The organism is Bradyrhizobium diazoefficiens, from assembly GCF_016612535.1.
GTDB classification, from domain to species: domain Bacteria; phylum Pseudomonadota; class Alphaproteobacteria; order Rhizobiales; family Xanthobacteraceae; genus Bradyrhizobium; species Bradyrhizobium diazoefficiens_C.
Genome location: NZ_JAENXS010000002.1, coordinates 385,173 through 400,293 on the forward strand (window position 1 = coordinate 385,173; position 15,121 = coordinate 400,293).

Below are 15,121 nucleotides of genomic sequence, written 5' to 3' on the forward strand. Positions count from 1 at the left end.
GCCGGCCAAATGCTCTATGCTGTCCTATGGCTGACCCGTCCCAAACCGTGTCCCCTGATCTGAGCGGCTTTCCGGTCGCGCCCGCCGACATTCATGCCGCCGCGGAGACGATCCGCGGCGCGGTCGTCGAGACGCCCTGCGGCTACAGCCGGACGCTGAGCAACATCTGCGGCTGCGAGCTCTGGCTCAAATTCGAGAACCTCCAGTTTACTTCGTCGTTCAAGGAGCGTGGTGCGCTCAACCGGCTCACGGCGCTGACGCCAGAGGAGCGCGCACGCGGCGTCGTCGCCATGTCGGCGGGAAACCACGCGCAAGGCGTCGCCTATCACGCCAAGCGGCTCGGTATTCCCGCGACCATCGTCATGCCCGTCGGCACGCCCATGGTGAAGGTCGAGAACACCAGACATCATGGTGCCGAGGTCGTCGTCACGGGCGCGACGCTGGAAGAGGCGGCTGCGTTTGCGCGCAGCCACGGCGAAGCCCGCGGCATGATCTTCCTCCATCCCTACGACGATCCGCTCGTCATCGCCGGGCAGGGCACGGTCGGGCTGGAGATGCTCAAGGCGGTGCCGGAACTCGATACGCTGGTCGTCCCGATCGGCGGCGGTGGACTGATCAGCGGTATCGCCATTGCGGCAAAATCCCTGAAGCCGTCGCTGCGGATCCTCGGCGTCGAGGCCTGGCTCTATCCTTCGATGTACAACGCCATCCATGGCGGCACTCTGCCCGCGCGCGGCGATACGCTGGCCGAAGGCATCGCCGTGAAGTCGCCCGGCAAGATCACCACCGAAATCATCCGCCACCTCGTCGACGATATTGCGCTGGTCAACGAAGCTGAGCTCGAGCGTGCGGTCGCAACCCTGATCTCGATCGAGAAGACCGTCGTCGAGGGCGCTGGCGCTGCAGGCCTCGCGGCGATCATGTCCGATCCCACGCGCTTCGCCGGCGAGAAGGTTGGTCTCGTCCTGAGCGGCGGCAACATCGACACCAGGCTGATCGCCTCGGTGCTGACGCGCGAACTCGCCCGCGAGGGGCGTTTGACGCAGCTCTCGCTCGATATTCCGGACCGGCCCGGCCAATTGGCGGCGGTCGCGGCGTTGCTGGCCGAGGCCGGCGCCAACATCATCGAGGTCTCGCACCAGCGGACCTTCTCCGACCTGCCGGCCAAGGCGACGCTCCTGCAACTGGTCATCGAGACCCGTGACAGCGCGCATCTCGACGAGGTCATGGCCAAGCTCGGCGCATCCGGATTGAGTGCGCGCTGCACCTGAGCAGCGCATCTCTGCCGCTATCGCAGGACCAAACCGGCGAGGTGGGCGATGAGACGATCAATCTCGGCTTCCGTATTGTAGTAATGCGGCGAGGCGCGCACGACCACCGGCAGCGCACGGACTTCCGCGTCGATGCGGGTGCTCGACGGATGTGAAGTGCCGATGGTAATATTGGCCGCCGCTGCGCTGCTGACGATCGTATCCGGCTCACGCCCCTCCATCGTGAAGCTGACGATTGCGCCCGGCGCCCGGCCGAGGTCCCGAATTTTGATGCCGCTGATAGCGCCGAGGCCATTGCGAAGGCGGCCCGCAAGCAGGCGGCAGCGCTGTTCGATCGGACCGAGGCCGATCGCGAGCGCATAGTCGATAGCGGCGCCGAGCCCGAGCCGAGCCGCGTAATTGTTCTCCCAGGTCTCGAAACGGCGCGCATCGTCGCGGAGCTGATAGCGGTCCCGCGAGACCCAGGGCGCCGCGAAGTGGTCGATCATCGGCGGTTCGAGCTGACGCAGCAACGCCCGGCGGACGTAGAGAAAGCCGGTGCCGCGAGGGCCGCGCAGGAACTTGCGGCCGGTCGCCGACAGCATGTCACAGCCGATCGCTTCGACGTCGACCTCCATCTGGCCGACCGCCTGGCAGGCGTCGAGCAGGAAGGGGATGCCGTGCGCTCGGGCGATCTTGCCGACGGCCGCTGCGGGATTGACGAGCCCGCCATTGGTCGGAACCCAGGTGATGGCGATCAGCTTTACCCGCTCATCGATCATGCGCTCGAGCGCACCGATATCGAGCTCGCCGGTAGTATCGCTCGGCACGATTTCGATGATCGCGCCCGTTCTCTTGGCGACCTGAAGAAAGGCGACATAGTTGGCGGCGTATTCCGCCTCGGCGGTCAGGATCCGGTCGCCTGCGCGAAGCGGAAGCGCATAGAACGCCATCTGCCAGGCAACGGTCGCGTTCTCCATGAGGGCGATTTCATCGGGCGCGGCATTCAGCAGACACGCCACCGAGCCGTAGACGGCATCAAGCCGATCGGCCTCTCGGTCGGCGGCGGCATATCCGCCGATCTCGCTCTCCAGATCGATATGCTGCTTCATCGCCTCCGCAACAGCCGTCGGCATGAGGGCCGCACCTGCGTTGTGGAGATAAGCAAGCCATTGTGCGGCCGGCGTGTCGGTGCGTATTCGGTCGATGTCGATCACGCGCGCCTCTCTCTCCTGCGATCCAGCTGCATGGATTAGACGCGCCGAACACCGCGAGCAAGACCGCGGGAAAGCGAGGAACAAGCCTGGTGTGGTCTCAGATGCAGAGGCCGAGCAGCTTGATGTGGCAGTTACTGGCCTTGGGCTTGCTTGCGGGCGCGGCCCCGCGCTTCACGGCGACCAGCGGCTCCGTGTCCTTCGGGCGTTTGCCCCGCTTTGGTTCGTAATCGCCGGCGATCTCCATGGCCCAGTAGGTGCGCTTGCCGCTGGCGTTTTTGGCGCTCGCGATCCCGACGCGCGAAGCATTGTGCAGCAGCAGGTTCTTGCGGTGCCCGGAGGAATCGATCCATTGGCCGAGCGTTTTCTCGAAATTGTCGTAACCGTAGGCGATGTTTTCAGCGGCACGGCCCGCGCCGGCCGGTGCGATACGCCTGTTGAACGGGCCGAGCGTCTCGTGGCTGAGATCGTCCTTCGCCGCCATGGCGCGCGCCTGATCCATGGCGATGCGGTCGAGCGTGGCATCGCGCACCACACGGACCTCTCCATGCTTGAGGCGGAAGCCGGAGATCTGTTCGGCTGGGGACTCGGCCATTGCGGGTACGGTGGCCAGCAACAGCAGGCCGGCAATGGTCCAGCCAACCACACGATGCATCATCGTCCCCCGAGTGCCCATGACCCCGCCAAGCCCGAACTTTCCAATCGCTTCTCTATCGCCAATGTGGACGCTTCAAGGCACTGCCTACACTAGCTCGTCGGCAGGTCCGCCTCGAAATTAAAGCGATCGCGCAGGTTCTTACGCCGCTCCAGGATGTCCTTGAGGAACGCACGGTCCTGCTCGTTCTTCATCATCGGCTCGATCAGATCGAGCTGGTTCATGGCGACCAATTGCAGGATCTCGGTGCGCGGCTTGCCGCCGGCGTCGCGCGGCAGCGCGTGCACGATCTGGATGTGCTCCGGCGGCTTGGGGCCCTTGGCCGCCGACAGATCGTTGTGGAGCTGACCTTCGAGTGCGGCCTGATCGGCTTCGACGAAGGCATAGAGCCCGACGCCGGAGCGGCGGTCGGCAAAGGCGACGATGGCGGTGTCGCGCACGGCCGGGTTCTTGCGGATCAGCTCGGCCAGCACGGGTGCATCGTTGACGAGCCGGCGGCCGCCGCCCTCGCGGTCGGTGAAGTTGAATAGGCCGCGGGTGATCGCCCGATAGACCTTCTTGCCGGTGGCGAGCCACAGGCTCGCGGCGAACGATTTCTTCGCCAGGATTTTTCGCTCGCGCGGCGTCAGCGCTTCCGGTGCGTAGGAGCGCTTGTGCTTGAGCAGATGCCGGAGATCCTCATAGGCGAGGACGCGATAGAGCCGGCCGCGCCGGTCGAAGCAGGCCGCGAGCTGAAAGTCGGTGACATAGGCGCGCCCGTCGCGACCGACCAGCCAGTTCTGTTCTTTGGCAAGATCGTTGTGGCAGATGCCGGCGCGTCGCAGTCGGCGCAGCGCCGCCTTGGCCGATTGGAAATAGGCAAGGTCGCCATGCGGTTTGGCCAGATGCAGCGCGACGCCGTCGACGAAGCCGCGTACCAGCGCGCGGCGGCCGGCCCAGAGAAGTTCGGGCCCGACGTCGAGGCCCTTTGCGAGCACGAGAGCATGCTTCTCACGCGCGAACAGATGACGCGCCAAGAGCAATGACCACCACGGGACTTCGTCGAGCCGGCGCAGCACCGCGTCGACTTCGCCATTGTCACCACGGAAGCGGCCGCGCTCGACGGTCGAGAACACGTCGCGCTTGAGCAGCACGCCCTCGGTCCAGCGCGCCGACAGTGTCGCGGCGTCGTCTTTGGGGAGGTTCATCGAAGACTCACGCGGCGGCGGCAATGCGCAGATGATCGGCGATCCAGCGATCGAGATCGGCGAGGGCCAATGCGCTCATCGCCTGCTTCTTGGCCACTGTCTTTTCGTTGCCGCGCAGCCGCGTGCCGTCGGGCTTCTTCGTCGGCGCGCTGGCAAGCGGCGGGAACAGGCCGAAATTGATGTTCATCGGCTGGAACGATCGCGTGCCTGGCTCGATAGTCTCGATATGGCCGCCGGTGATGTGGCCGAGCAGGGATCCGAGCGCGGTAGTTTCGGGCGGGCTCGCCAGCGTCTCCTCGCGCGCGTCCGCTGCGGCATAGAGGCCGGCGATCAGGCCGACGCTGGCGGATTCCACATAGCCCTCGCAGCCCGTCATCTGGCCGGCAAAGCGCAGCCGCGGCTGCGCGCGCAGGCGCAACTGGCCGTCAAGCAGCTTTGGCGAATTCAGGAAGGTGTTGCGATGCAGGCCGCCGAGGCGGGCGAACTCGGCCTTCTCCAGGCCCGGAATGGTGCGGAAGATGCGCTGCTGCTCGCCGTATTTCAATTTCGTCTGGAAGCCGACGATGTTGTAGAGCGTGCCGAGCTTGTTGTCCTGGCGCAGCTGCACGATGGCATAGGCTTTCGTAGCGGGATCGTGCGGATTGGTGAGGCCGACCGGCTTCATCGGGCCGTAGCGCAGCGTCTCGGGGCCGCGCTCCGCCATCACCTCGATCGGCAGGCAGCCGTCGAAATAGGGCGTGTTGGTTTCCCACTCCTTGAACTCGGTCTTTTCGCCGGCGATCAGCGCCGCGACGAAGCCGTCATACTGCTCCTTGGTCATCGGGCAGTTGATGTAGTCGGCGCCATTGCCGCCGGGGCCAACCTTGTCATAGCGCGACTGGAACCAGGCCACGGACATGTCGATGGATTCGCGATGCACGATCGGCGCGATGGCATCGAAGAAGGCCAGGGCGTTCTCGTCGGTCAGCTCACGGATCGCGTCGGCGAGCGGTGCGGAGGTGAGGGGGCCGGTCGCAACGATGACATTGCTCCAGTCGGCTGGCGGCAGGCCTGTGATCTCGCCGCGGACGATCTTGATCAACGGATGGTCGTTCAGCGCCTTGGTTACGGCCGCGGAAAAACCGTCGCGATCGACCGCGAGTGCGCCGCCGGCGGGGACCTGGTTGGCATCGGCCGCGCGCATGATCAGCGAGTCGAGGCGGCGCATCTCCGCGTGCAAAAGGCCGACCGCATTGTTGGCGGCATCGTCCGAGCGGAACGAATTGGAGCAGACGAGCTCGGCAAGCCCACCGGTGCGGTGCGCCTTGGTCATGCGGTCCGGCCGCATCTCGTGCAGCACCACGGGCACGCCCGATTTCGCCACCTGCCAGGCTGCTTCGGAACCAGCAAGGCCAGCGCCGATGACGTGTACGATATTGGATAGGGGTCCTGTCATGGGGCGGACAGGTAGCGCTTTTCGGCGATCAGTGGAATCGCTGAGATCGAGTTTTCTGCCACCGGATGCGACAACGCCCGCACGAAGCGGGCGCTATCGGTTGGTCCGGTGAAGGGCTGAACGATATCAGCCCTGATACTGACCGGCGGCAACGCGCGGGATGTCCGAGCGATCAAGGCCGATGTCGGCCAGTTCGCGATCGCTGAGCTGGGACAGCTCGGCAACATTGCGCTGATAGTCCCGGAAAGCCTGGATCATGCGGATGAGCGAGAGCAGCATTGGTAGTCTCCTGTAGTTCGATTCAGCCCTTGCCGGAGCGTCATCGTTGAAATGAATATAGGTGAGAGTGGTGCACTGCGAAAGTTCCGATGTTGCGATGCAGCTAAGCGAAGAACGCATGGCACCAATAACAGACGATTAACCTCTCGGCAGTCGTGCCCAGCGACTGGGCGAAACGGGCCTTACATCAGGGTAAACGCCCGTGAAACGACGGACTTACCGCTCATCTGCGGCTTCGATTTGTTGTGGAAATAAGTTGCGTTCCCGTGATCGCAAGGCGTCGGGCCAGCTTGTAGACCCAAGTCCGGCATGCATGATTCGCATGAGCTGGGATCCTTAGCTATGAATATAAGTTCATAAAATTTGAGTGTAGAATTCCCCCGATCTGATCGGGAAAGCCTGCAGATTCGTTCGGGCGGAGGCTTCGAGGGGGCGGCATGCACCTGAACAAGGCAATGCACGCCACTATGGGTAAGGAAACGCTTCGCGAGAGGCCCGGCGCCGGGCGATCGGCCCTACGCGTTTCTCAGGGGATCTTTAAGGGGCGTGTGCAAGCTGGGTGGCAAAATAGGCGACTGTCTTGGAATAGACCTCGCTCTTGTTCCATTGCTGGAGCACCGCGAAGTTCGGGCTGCCCGGCTGCCAGTCCTTACCCTTCTGCCAGCCATAGCCGGCGAGATAGTTGGCCGTGGACGCGAGCACGTCGGGTGCGTTGTGCATGAGGTCGCGCTTGCCGTTGCCGTCGAAATCGACGGCGTATTTCATCCAGGATGACGGCATGAACTGGGTCTGGCCGAGCTCGCCCGCCCAAGCGCCCTTCATGTCGGCTGGCGCAAGATCGCCGCGCTGGACGATGCGCAGGGCATCCATCAGCTCGCCGCGAAACTGCTCGGCACGCCGGCAGTCATAGGCGAGCGTCGCCAGCGAGCGGATCGTCGCGAACTTGCCGGTGTTGACGCCGAAATCGGTCTCGAGACCCCAGATCGCGACCAGCACCTCGCCCGGCACGCCATAGGTCTGCTCGATGCGGGAGAGCACAGAGCCGTACTGTTTCATCATGTTCGAGCCGCGCGTCATCCGCGGTGGCACCATGCGGCCTGAAAACTGTTCGAAGGTCTGGTTGAAGACCTTTTGCGAATGGTCGCGGTTGAGCACGCCCTGGTCGAGCGTGACGCCGGCAAGTCCGGCGGCGATGGCCTGTTGTGAAATGCCCTTGGCCGCGGCCTCGGTTTTGAAGTCGGCGAGCCAGGCGTCGAAATTACCCGAGCCGCAAGCAACCGCGGCCAGCACAGGTTCGACGGACACGATTGAGGCTGAGAGGGCGAGGGCTGCGAGAGCGAGACGAGAAATCGTCGGGATCATTCGAGTAAATTGATTCCGTGAAGTGGCATGACCGGCGGCGGCAATGTCGATTGTAACCGCGGCCAAAGCAAGGCGTATGACAGCAGGCGATCCCGGTCCGGGATCGCCTGTGGCAAGGTTGTCAGGCGTCCGTCTTATTTCGCCAAGGGAAAAGATTGGCGGGGAAATCGGCCGCCGGCTTGCGCGGACGCGGCGGCGGAGGCGGCACCGGACGCGCACCGGGGTCGGAAACGATGACCTTGCGGTAGAGATGCCAGGTGGCGTGGCCGAGCAGGGGGATGACGACGGCAAGCCCGAGGAACGCGGGGATCGTGCCGAGCGCCAGCAGCACCGCCACGATCAGGCCCCAGGCCGCCATCGGCACCGGGTTCTTGGCGACGACGCGGAGCGAGGTGACCATTGCCTCCAGCGCGCCGGCATGGCGGTCGAGCATCAGCGGGAATGACACCGCGCTGATGCAGAGCGCGGCGAGGGCGAACAGGAAGCCCGTACCGCAGCCGATCACGATCAGCCACCAGCCCTGTGAGGTCGTCAGCACGCGCGTCACGAAATCCGAGATTCCGCTCACGCCTTCATAGCCGAATGCCGCGACATAGATCGCTTGCGCGGTCGCGACCCAGGTCACGAACAGCGCGAGCAGCAATGTGCCGAGGCCGAGCATGGCGCCGAAGGAGGGTGAGCGCAGCACCTCCATGGCGTCCCAGGCGCTGGCTTCTTCATAGCGTTCACGCCGGCTGGAGAGTTCATAGAGGCCGAGCGCTGCGAACGGGCCGATCAGGGCAAAGCCGGCGGCCAGTGGAAACAGCAGCGGCAGCACCGAGTAGCCCATGGCCACGCGCGCGATGACGAGACCGAGTACCGGATAGATCACGCAGAGGATGATGGCGTGGCTCGGAACCGCCTTGAAATCCTCCCAGCCGAGCTTGAGCGCGTCGTGCAGGTCGGAGAGTTGGATGGTTCGGATCACCGGTCCAGCCGCGTCTGCGGTCTGGCCCATCGTGGGGACATTGCCCCGGTAGAGTGTGGCCATGGTCGACTTGCTCCCTTGCCATGCAGCCGAATCTGGCGCCGGCAACGGCGCAAGCGGCCGCTCTTCTTGGATGATCGCGATTCCAACTAGACGCGAATTCTGGGAGGCAATCGCGAACTGATGCGCGAAGCCTACTCCCAATTGCGAGTCCTGTCCCTCACGCTTGGGTGAAATTCGATGCCGCAGTGCAACCCCAACGATGTCATTCGGTCGTCATTTTGCCGCAGATAAGCTCATGCTGCTTGTGGTTCGCAGAACTCGGCGGGCGCAACGCAAGAACTTCGTCTATAATTGCCACTCAAGGCCCTACCAACGGAACCTTTTCGGGGAGCAGACATGAGCATTTTCGGGAAAATCATGGGCGCGATCTTCGGCAGCCATCCGGCTTCCGCCGCGCCCGCCGGCACCCCGCCCGCGGGCAGTGCGCCGGCCGGAGCCGCACCGGGGGCATCGGCGCCATCGTCTGCATCCGCTACTGCGCCTGCGGCAACCGTCGATGTCGCCGCGATCGTCGACAAGGCGGCCGCCGCAAAGGGCGAGAAGCTCGAATGGCGCACCTCGATCGTCGACCTCATGAAGGCGCTCGACGTCGATTCGAGCCTTGCCGCGCGCAAGGATCTCGCCAAGGAGCTCGGCTACACCGGCGACATGAACGACTCGGCGAGCATGAACGTCTGGCTGCACAAGCAGGTGATGTCCAAGCTCGCCGCCAATGGCGGCAAGCTACCGCCGGAAATCAAGCACTGACCGACAGTTCGGTCGATGCGAAGGGCCCGCGATTCTCGCGGGCCCTTTTACGTTCAGGCAACGAGATCGGCATCCTCCGGATGCTTGTCGAGATAGTCGACGACGAAACCGCAACCCGCGATCACCTTGTTGCCGTCGCGGCGGATCAGGTCGAGCGCGCCCTTGATCAGCTCGGACGCTATGCCGCGGCCGCGCAGCTCGCGCGGCGTCTCGGTGTGGGTGATGATGACAGCCGACGGCGTCAGCCGGTAATTGGCGAACGCAAGCTCGTCGCCGACATCGAGCTCGAAGCGGCTCCTGTCCTTGTTGTCGCGTATCGATGCCGCCATGAGATATCCTTCCGAAGCCATCCTATTCCCTGATCTAGGCGCCCGCGCTTGCCAAGGCGCTTAGACCTTTACCAGGTCCTGATAGTCCGGGTTTTTCTCGATCCACGCTTTCACGAAAGGGCATTGCGGGATCAGCTTGAGTCCGCTCGCGCGGACCTGCTCGAGCGCACCTTGCACGAGCTTTGAGCCGACACCCTTGCCGCCGAGTTCTTTCGGGACATCGGTATGTTCGAACGTGATGACGTCGCCGTCGAGCCTGTAATGTTCGGTTGCGAGATGGCCTTCGACTTCGAGTTCGTAGCGATGATGGGCCTTGTTGTTGATGACGTCGCTCATAGTGAGTCTCCGGTCAGTTCTTCAGTGCGTCCACCAGCATCTTTCGGATCGACCAGGCTTCGCCATCGGAGGAGCCCTTGATGTCGTCAATCTTCCAGTTGGCCTCGCGCACGAAGTCGTAACGCACAACCTGGTCGGCGGGTTTGCGGTCGTTGCGGTGGCCAGTGATAGTCACCGTGATCACGGCCTTGTCGGCCTCCATCTTCTTCGCGTCAACCTTGAACGATTTCACGTCCGGTTCCTGCGAATTGGTGACGGGATCGAAGTCGACCGGCCCGACATCGCCTTTGGGCGTGTGCGCGTCCGCCTTGGCCCACAGTGCAACCAGCGCTTTCGAGAGGTATTTTGCCTTGGCCGCCTTGTTCTCGATGATGAAGGCGCCGCCACCGTCACCCTTGCCCTTGGCGGCGCGGGTGTAGATCGCGGTCAGGATGGCCGCGGGATCGTTGGGGGCTGGCGCTTGAGCAAAGGCTGGCGTGGCGGCGGCGAGGAGGGAGGTGGCGATGAGGCTACGGCGGGTGAGCATGGATCGTCCCTGGGATGATGGCACGCGACGAGAGGCCGGAATGGCCGATGTCAGCGCGGTATCTCAGTAGACCGGCGCGAGGGTAGTTCGGTTCAATCGGCCGCCTTGGCGAGCCGCGAATCTTCCGGCTGAGGTTTTGCGCGGAGGCAGCCCTGGCAGATGACGAGTGACTGGTTGACCTTGGCGTCCTGGTCGGCCTCGATGCCGTCGCGCTCGGACTGGGCAGCAACGTGCGTTGCCCGCGAGGGGCCGGGATTGGAACGCGGCTGATTAGGGTTCTCGCCGGCGCCATCCCAGGCATAACGCGCGGGCTTGAATGCAGGATCGGGCGACAATCTGGCTTGCGGGGCCATCGCGCATCCGGCAAGCGCCAGCGACAACAGGAGAATGGCGGACGCTTTGACCATGATGCAGCACTCTGTACGCGGATACGGCCTGAAGTTGCCCCGATCATGTTTAAAATTCCTTGAACGAGCGCATGGATAGCGCATGGATGATGCGGTGCCTGGCGGCCTTGCGGCGCCGCCGATGATGGCGATAAATGGGCTGCAAAGAGCGGGGCGCGTGCGTGCCGTCCGCTGTCGAAGAGGAAGCCCCATGCAGCCGCTCCGCATGTCCCGCCGCGTCATGAATCTCGCCTATATGCTGACCCAGAATGCGCGGCGGCATGGATCGCGTCCCGGCTTCGTCTGGGGGGACAAATCCTGGACCTGGCGCGAGATCGATGCGCAGGTCTCGGCGCTGGCCGCGGCACTCGCGGCGCGCGGTATCGCCAAGGGCGACCGCATCCTCGTCCATTCCAAGAATGGCGACGAGATGTTCTTTTCGATGTTCGCGGCGTTCCGGCTCGGCGCGGTCTGGGTGCCCACCAATTTCCGTCTGATGCCGGACGAGGTCGCCTATCTCGCGCAGGCCTCCGGTGCGAAGGCATTTCTGTGCCATGTCGATTTTCCCGAGCACGCTGCGGCCGTGAATGGTGGTGCGCTGGAATTCACCTGGAGCGTCGACGGCAAGGCGTCGTTCAGCGAGAAATCGGTTGCGGATGCCATCGCGTCGCAGGCAGGAACCGTGGTCGAGAACATCGCGGTCGAGCATGACGATCCCTGCTGGTTCTTCTTCACCTCCGGCACCACCGGACGCTCCAAGGCTGCGGTGCTGACGCATGGCCAGATGGGCTTTGTCGTCACCAATCATCTCGCCGATCTCACGCCCGGCGTCACCGAAGACGATGCCTCGTTGGTGGTGGCGCCGTTGTCGCACGGCGCCGGGGTGCATCAGCTGGTGCAGACGGCGCGCGGCGTTTGCACGGTGCTGCTGCCGACCGAGAGGTTCGACATCGACGAGGCGTTCCGCCTGATCGCGGCGCATCGGGTCTGCAATCTCTTCACGGTGCCGACGATCTTGAAGATGATGGTCGAGCACCCGGCCGCGGACGAATACGATCATTCCTCGCTGCGTCACGTCATCTATGCCGGCGCGCCGATGTATCGCGAGGACCAGAAGGCCGCGCTGAAGAAGCTCGGCAAGGTCATCGTGCAGTATTTTGGACTGGGCGAAGTCACCGGCAACATCACCGTGCTGCCGGCGGCGTTGCACGATCCCGAGGACGGGCCGCATGCCAAGATCGGCACCTGCGGCTTCGAACGGACCGGCATGCAGGTCTCGATCCAGGATGACGAGGGCCGCGAGCTCAAGGCCAACCAGAGCGGCGAGATCTGCGTGATCGGGCCCGCGGTGCTCGCCGGCTATTACGACAATCCCGAGGCCAATGCGAAGGCGTTCCGCAACGGCTGGTTCCGCACCGGCGATCTCGGCCACATGGACGAGGAGGGGTTTGTCTACATCACGGGGCGTGCCTCCGACATGTACATCTCCGGCGGCTCCAATATCTATCCGCGCGAGATCGAGGAGAAGATTCTGACGCATCCAGGGGTCGGCGAGGTCGCCGTGCTCGGCGTACCCGATGCGACCTGGGGCGAGGTCGGTGTCGCCGTCTGCGTCGCGCGCGACGGCGAGAAGCCAGTGAGCGAAGCCGAGATGGCGGCATTCCTCTCGCCAAAGGTGCCGCGCTACAAGATGCCGAAGCGGTTCTTCTTCTGGGAGGCGCTGCCGAAATCCGGCTACGGCAAGGTGCCGAAGCGCATGGTGCGCGATGAGCTCGAGGCACGCGGCCTGCTCGATCTCGACAAGATCAAGACGGGCTGAGCGCGAGTCATGCGGACTATCAAGCAGCCGGGCACGCCCGTCGCCGAACGTCTCCAATGGGTGGAGGCGAGAGGGCGCGCCTTTTCGTTCACGCTTGAAGCAGGTCTGCCGCTGCTCGAAGCCGCATGCCGCGGTTTTGCGGCGGAGGGATTTACCGGCGGCGTGCTGAATTTCGGCCAGGGCGCGCTCGGACCGTTCGGCTATGTCATGCCGGCGTTGTCGAAGACCGGTGAGAATGCCGCGTTTTACAGCGACACGTATCGGCCGGCGGGCGTGACGCGCACCAGGCTCGGCAGCATGACGATCGGCACGCGCGACGGCGCGCTGTTCTTTCATTGCCACGGGCTGTGGATCGAGGCGGGCGGCAAGACGAGCGGCGGTCACATGCTGCCGGACGAGACCATCGTCGCCGAGCCGTTCGAGGTCGAGGCTTTTGGGATTGATGGCGCGGTGTTCACCGCTGAGCCGGACCCTGAGACCAATTTCAAGCTGTTCGGCCCGGTTCGCGCCGCGAGCAGTGGGGCGCGCACGACCAGTCGTGTCTTCGCGCTGCGGCTGCGGCCCAATCAGGATTTCGCCTTCTGCCTCGAAGCCTTCTGCCGCGATCGCGGCATTACGCGCGCGAAGATCCACGGCGGCGTTGGCTCGACCATCGGCGCGCGCTTCACCCATGGCGGCGTGACCGAGCCGTTCGCCACGGAGCTTGCGATAACCGCCGGGACGATCGCGCCTGGTGCGTCCGGCGCGCTGGAGGCCGCGCTCGACGTCGCCCTGATCGACTACACCGGCGGCATTGCCGAGGGCCGCCTGGTCCGCGGCGATAATCCTGTGCTGATGACGATGGAGCTGGTGCTGGAGGCGCTGGATTGATGAGCGACCGGAGCTTGTGCCGGCCCGTCCGCGCCACTTGCGCTCCAATCGCGTTCCCGTTACGTTCCTATTGGTATCAATCGAGGCAAACCGGGCGGGGCGGCGGCAATGAGCCGGAGAGGCAATCGCACGATTAATCTGCCTGCGCCGTATCTGAAGCGGGTTTGGCTCGATCCCTCGCACGTTCACGATCGCGAGGCCTATCCTTTTTGTTTGCCCATCTTTCCTGATGATTTCGAGCTCAACTTCGATGCAGCCATCACCATCATCGTGGGAGAGAACGGCACCGGGAAGTCGACGATCCTTGAGGGGATCGCAGCGCTCGCTGGCTACGACGATGCCGGTGGCGGGAAGGGCTACATGCCCGTCGACCACTCCGAAGCGCGGGAAAAGATGGGCGGCCAGCTTTCCAAGGCGTTGCGCGCAAGCTGGTTGCCGAAGATCACCAACGGCTGGTTTTTTCGCGCCGAGAGTTTTTTCTCGGTGGCGAGATATCTCGACAAGGCCGCACGTGATGCCGGTCAGGTCGGCCCTGATTTCTTGTCGCATTCGCATGGTGAGGGCTTCCTGCGCTTCTTCGAAGAGCGCTGCCAGCGCCAGGGCATCTTTATCTTCGACGAACCTGAATCGGCGCTTTCGCCGGCGCGCCAGATCGAATTCTTGAAGCTGCTGCGGCGCATGGAGGAGTCGCGCATCTGCCAAGTCATCATGGCGACCCACGCGCCCCTGCTGATGGCCTATCCCAGCGCGCAGCTGCTTCGGCTCGGGAAGTACGGCCTGGAGCCGACAACGGTGGAGCAGACCGATCATTACCGGGTGATGCGGGAGTTTTGCGCTGACCCGCGCGGGTTCGTGGAGGCGACGTTGGCGGATTAGGCGAGGGGAGCCATCGATGCTCGCCGTCTCCATCATCATTGCGAGCGCAGCTGACAAGTCGCAGCCACATGCCTCGTCTTTCGATTGACGTTTGAAATCGCGGACACGCTTTCACGCTCTCGCGGCACATCGTGCCCGAGCTTTGCTGCAGTCATCGCCCTCAGAAATGCCGAGGGCGCAGGGAAGACCGGGTGCCGGCTGGCACCCGCGGTCCACTGTGCGAAGGTTGCGCTACAAGAGGCTGCACAGCGGCATACAGGTGAAGCCAAAACATCCGGCCTTCCCTGCGCAGTGGTTTGACGGCTTATGTCGTGATCTCCCCGGGGAGCGATGCACTATTGCCCCCGTCGCCTTGCGGATGGCTGATGTGTGCACCCGGTTGGGCGACACCCATCACCGCAAGACTTGGCGCACAGGCTCCGGGCGCCAGGACCACACGATTTTGCCGTACGCGGATCACACCGGTCGTGCGCGCGTAGACTCTCGCTCACGGTTGCCCGCCCTGCAAAACCCTTCGCGCCGATGTGACCCACGCCCACCGCCGTCCGGCCCGCGTTCGTGACGATCGCGATACGCCCCTCTTCCTTGGGCCGGAGTGAGGCGACACATACGCCATTTCCGAATTTCGGTAAAGTGGAATATTTTTGGGACCGCCCATTGACCGACGGTTTGGGTGTTTTGCCGACAGGGAACGCAAGAGGTTGTGGGTTGCGCAAGCAGTCCGCCTTGCGGAGCGGACCAGGGGAGGCCGTCATCGACCCGGTAGTTACGCTGGATCGACAGATGTTCTCCGGGATCGATTGGGTCAGACATGCGCGCG

General features: G+C 64.0%; 16 protein-coding genes. 5 read left to right on the forward strand and 11 right to left on the reverse strand.

Going from position 1 to position 15,121, the window contains the following annotated elements; genetic code table 11:
- Positions 1-26 precede the first annotated feature (26 nt).
- A complete protein-coding gene (locus JJE66_RS18550; RefSeq protein WP_200515746.1) occupies positions 27-1,271 on the forward strand; it encodes a threonine ammonia-lyase in 1,245 nt (414 codons plus the stop codon).
- A 17-nt stretch (positions 1,272-1,288) separates the two neighbouring features.
- Here JJE66_RS18550 and JJE66_RS18555 read toward each other — a convergent pair whose 3' ends face one another.
- From JJE66_RS18555 to JJE66_RS18585, 7 genes are all read right to left on the reverse strand, one after another.
- Positions 1,289-2,467, reverse strand: coding sequence for an aminotransferase class V-fold PLP-dependent enzyme (locus tag JJE66_RS18555; protein WP_200515747.1), 1,179 nt, complete (start codon positions 2,465-2,467; stop codon positions 1,289-1,291).
- Between the two features lie 97 nt (positions 2,468-2,564).
- A complete protein-coding gene (locus JJE66_RS18560; RefSeq protein ID WP_200515748.1) occupies positions 2,565-3,119 on the reverse strand; it encodes a CAP domain-containing protein in 555 nt (184 codons plus the stop codon).
- Between the two features lie 92 nt (positions 3,120-3,211).
- The gene (locus JJE66_RS18565) at positions 3,212-4,306 is read right to left on the reverse strand and encodes a serine/threonine protein kinase (RefSeq protein WP_200515749.1); all 1,095 of its coding nucleotides are present in this window, start codon (positions 4,304-4,306) and stop codon (positions 3,212-3,214) included.
- Between the two features lie 7 nt (positions 4,307-4,313).
- Positions 4,314-5,741, reverse strand: a complete 1,428-nt coding sequence (gene trmFO, locus JJE66_RS18570; RefSeq protein ID WP_200515750.1) for a methylenetetrahydrofolate--tRNA-(uracil(54)-C(5))-methyltransferase (FADH(2)-oxidizing) TrmFO — start codon at positions 5,739-5,741, stop codon at positions 4,314-4,316.
- A 126-nt stretch (positions 5,742-5,867) separates the two neighbouring features.
- Entirely contained in the window at positions 5,868-6,020 is a 153-nt protein-coding gene (locus JJE66_RS18575; RefSeq protein WP_007590701.1) for a DUF1127 domain-containing protein, read from the reverse strand.
- Positions 6,021-6,557: 537 nt separating this feature from the next.
- Positions 6,558-7,382: a lytic murein transglycosylase gene (locus JJE66_RS18580; protein ID WP_200515751.1), complete on the reverse strand. Its 825-nt coding sequence runs from the start codon at positions 7,380-7,382 to the stop codon at positions 6,558-6,560.
- 121 nt (positions 7,383-7,503) lie between these two features.
- Positions 7,504-8,412, reverse strand: a complete 909-nt coding sequence (locus JJE66_RS18585) for a DUF2189 domain-containing protein (RefSeq protein WP_200515752.1) — start codon at positions 8,410-8,412, stop codon at positions 7,504-7,506.
- Positions 8,413-8,748: 336 nt separating this feature from the next.
- Between JJE66_RS18585 and JJE66_RS18590 the strand changes: the two genes are divergently transcribed.
- Entirely contained in the window at positions 8,749-9,159 is a 411-nt protein-coding gene (locus JJE66_RS18590; RefSeq protein ID WP_200515753.1) for a DUF3597 domain-containing protein, read from the forward strand.
- 53 nt (positions 9,160-9,212) lie between these two features.
- Here JJE66_RS18590 and JJE66_RS18595 read toward each other — a convergent pair whose 3' ends face one another.
- The 4 genes from JJE66_RS18595 to JJE66_RS18610 form a co-directional block, all read right to left on the reverse strand.
- Positions 9,213-9,488, reverse strand: coding sequence for a GNAT family N-acetyltransferase (locus JJE66_RS18595; protein ID WP_200515754.1), 276 nt, complete (start codon positions 9,486-9,488; stop codon positions 9,213-9,215).
- Between the two features lie 60 nt (positions 9,489-9,548).
- On the reverse strand, positions 9,549-9,824 hold the full coding sequence (locus JJE66_RS18600) for a GNAT family N-acetyltransferase (protein ID WP_200515756.1): 276 nt from the start codon (positions 9,822-9,824) through the stop codon (positions 9,549-9,551).
- A gap of 13 nt (positions 9,825-9,837) precedes the next feature.
- A complete protein-coding gene (locus JJE66_RS18605) occupies positions 9,838-10,350 on the reverse strand; it encodes a DUF3828 domain-containing protein (protein WP_200515758.1) in 513 nt (170 codons plus the stop codon).
- A gap of 92 nt (positions 10,351-10,442) precedes the next feature.
- Entirely contained in the window at positions 10,443-10,757 is a 315-nt protein-coding gene (locus JJE66_RS18610; RefSeq protein WP_200515760.1) for a hypothetical protein, read from the reverse strand.
- Between the two features lie 190 nt (positions 10,758-10,947).
- On the opposite strand from JJE66_RS18610, the gene JJE66_RS18615 reads away from it, so the two are divergent.
- From JJE66_RS18615 to JJE66_RS18625, 3 genes are all read left to right on the forward strand, one after another.
- Positions 10,948-12,555: an acyl-CoA synthetase gene (locus JJE66_RS18615; RefSeq protein ID WP_200515762.1), complete on the forward strand. Its 1,608-nt coding sequence runs from the start codon at positions 10,948-10,950 to the stop codon at positions 12,553-12,555.
- Between the two features lie 9 nt (positions 12,556-12,564).
- On the forward strand, positions 12,565-13,425 hold the full coding sequence (locus tag JJE66_RS18620) for a PCC domain-containing protein (RefSeq protein ID WP_200515764.1): 861 nt from the start codon (positions 12,565-12,567) through the stop codon (positions 13,423-13,425).
- Between the two features lie 108 nt (positions 13,426-13,533).
- Positions 13,534-14,301, forward strand: a complete 768-nt coding sequence (locus JJE66_RS18625; protein WP_200515765.1) for an AAA family ATPase — start codon at positions 13,534-13,536, stop codon at positions 14,299-14,301.
- Positions 14,302-15,121: the final 820 nt, after the last annotated feature.

Excerpts from the sequence above, each read along its gene's own strand:
- JJE66_RS18550 (WP_200515746.1), top strand. The coding sequence starts at position 27 with ATGGCTGACCCGTCCCAAACCGTGTCCCCTGATCTGAGCGGCTTTCCG.
- JJE66_RS18560 (WP_200515748.1), bottom strand. The coding sequence starts at position 3,119 with ATGCATCGTGTGGTTGGCTGGACCATTGCCGGCCTGCTGTTGCTGGCC.
- JJE66_RS18565 (WP_200515749.1), bottom strand. The coding sequence starts at position 4,306 with ATGAACCTCCCCAAAGACGACGCCGCGACACTGTCGGCGCGCTGGACC.
- trmFO (WP_200515750.1), bottom strand. The coding sequence starts at position 5,741 with ATGACAGGACCCCTATCCAATATCGTACACGTCATCGGCGCTGGCCTT.
- JJE66_RS18575 (WP_007590701.1), bottom strand. The coding sequence starts at position 6,020 with ATGCTGCTCTCGCTCATCCGCATGATCCAGGCTTTCCGGGACTATCAG.
- JJE66_RS18580 (WP_200515751.1), bottom strand. The coding sequence starts at position 7,382 with ATGATCCCGACGATTTCTCGTCTCGCTCTCGCAGCCCTCGCCCTCTCA.
- JJE66_RS18585 (WP_200515752.1), bottom strand. The coding sequence starts at position 8,412 with ATGGCCACACTCTACCGGGGCAATGTCCCCACGATGGGCCAGACCGCA.
- JJE66_RS18590 (WP_200515753.1), top strand. The coding sequence starts at position 8,749 with ATGAGCATTTTCGGGAAAATCATGGGCGCGATCTTCGGCAGCCATCCG.
- JJE66_RS18595 (WP_200515754.1), bottom strand. The coding sequence starts at position 9,488 with ATGGCGGCATCGATACGCGACAACAAGGACAGGAGCCGCTTCGAGCTC.
- JJE66_RS18600 (WP_200515756.1), bottom strand. The coding sequence starts at position 9,824 with ATGAGCGACGTCATCAACAACAAGGCCCATCATCGCTACGAACTCGAA.
- JJE66_RS18605 (WP_200515758.1), bottom strand. The coding sequence starts at position 10,350 with ATGCTCACCCGCCGTAGCCTCATCGCCACCTCCCTCCTCGCCGCCGCC.
- JJE66_RS18610 (WP_200515760.1), bottom strand. The coding sequence starts at position 10,757 with ATGGTCAAAGCGTCCGCCATTCTCCTGTTGTCGCTGGCGCTTGCCGGA.
- JJE66_RS18615 (WP_200515762.1), top strand. The coding sequence starts at position 10,948 with ATGCAGCCGCTCCGCATGTCCCGCCGCGTCATGAATCTCGCCTATATG.
- JJE66_RS18620 (WP_200515764.1), top strand. The coding sequence starts at position 12,565 with ATGCGGACTATCAAGCAGCCGGGCACGCCCGTCGCCGAACGTCTCCAA.
- JJE66_RS18625 (WP_200515765.1), top strand. The coding sequence starts at position 13,534 with ATGAGCCGGAGAGGCAATCGCACGATTAATCTGCCTGCGCCGTATCTG.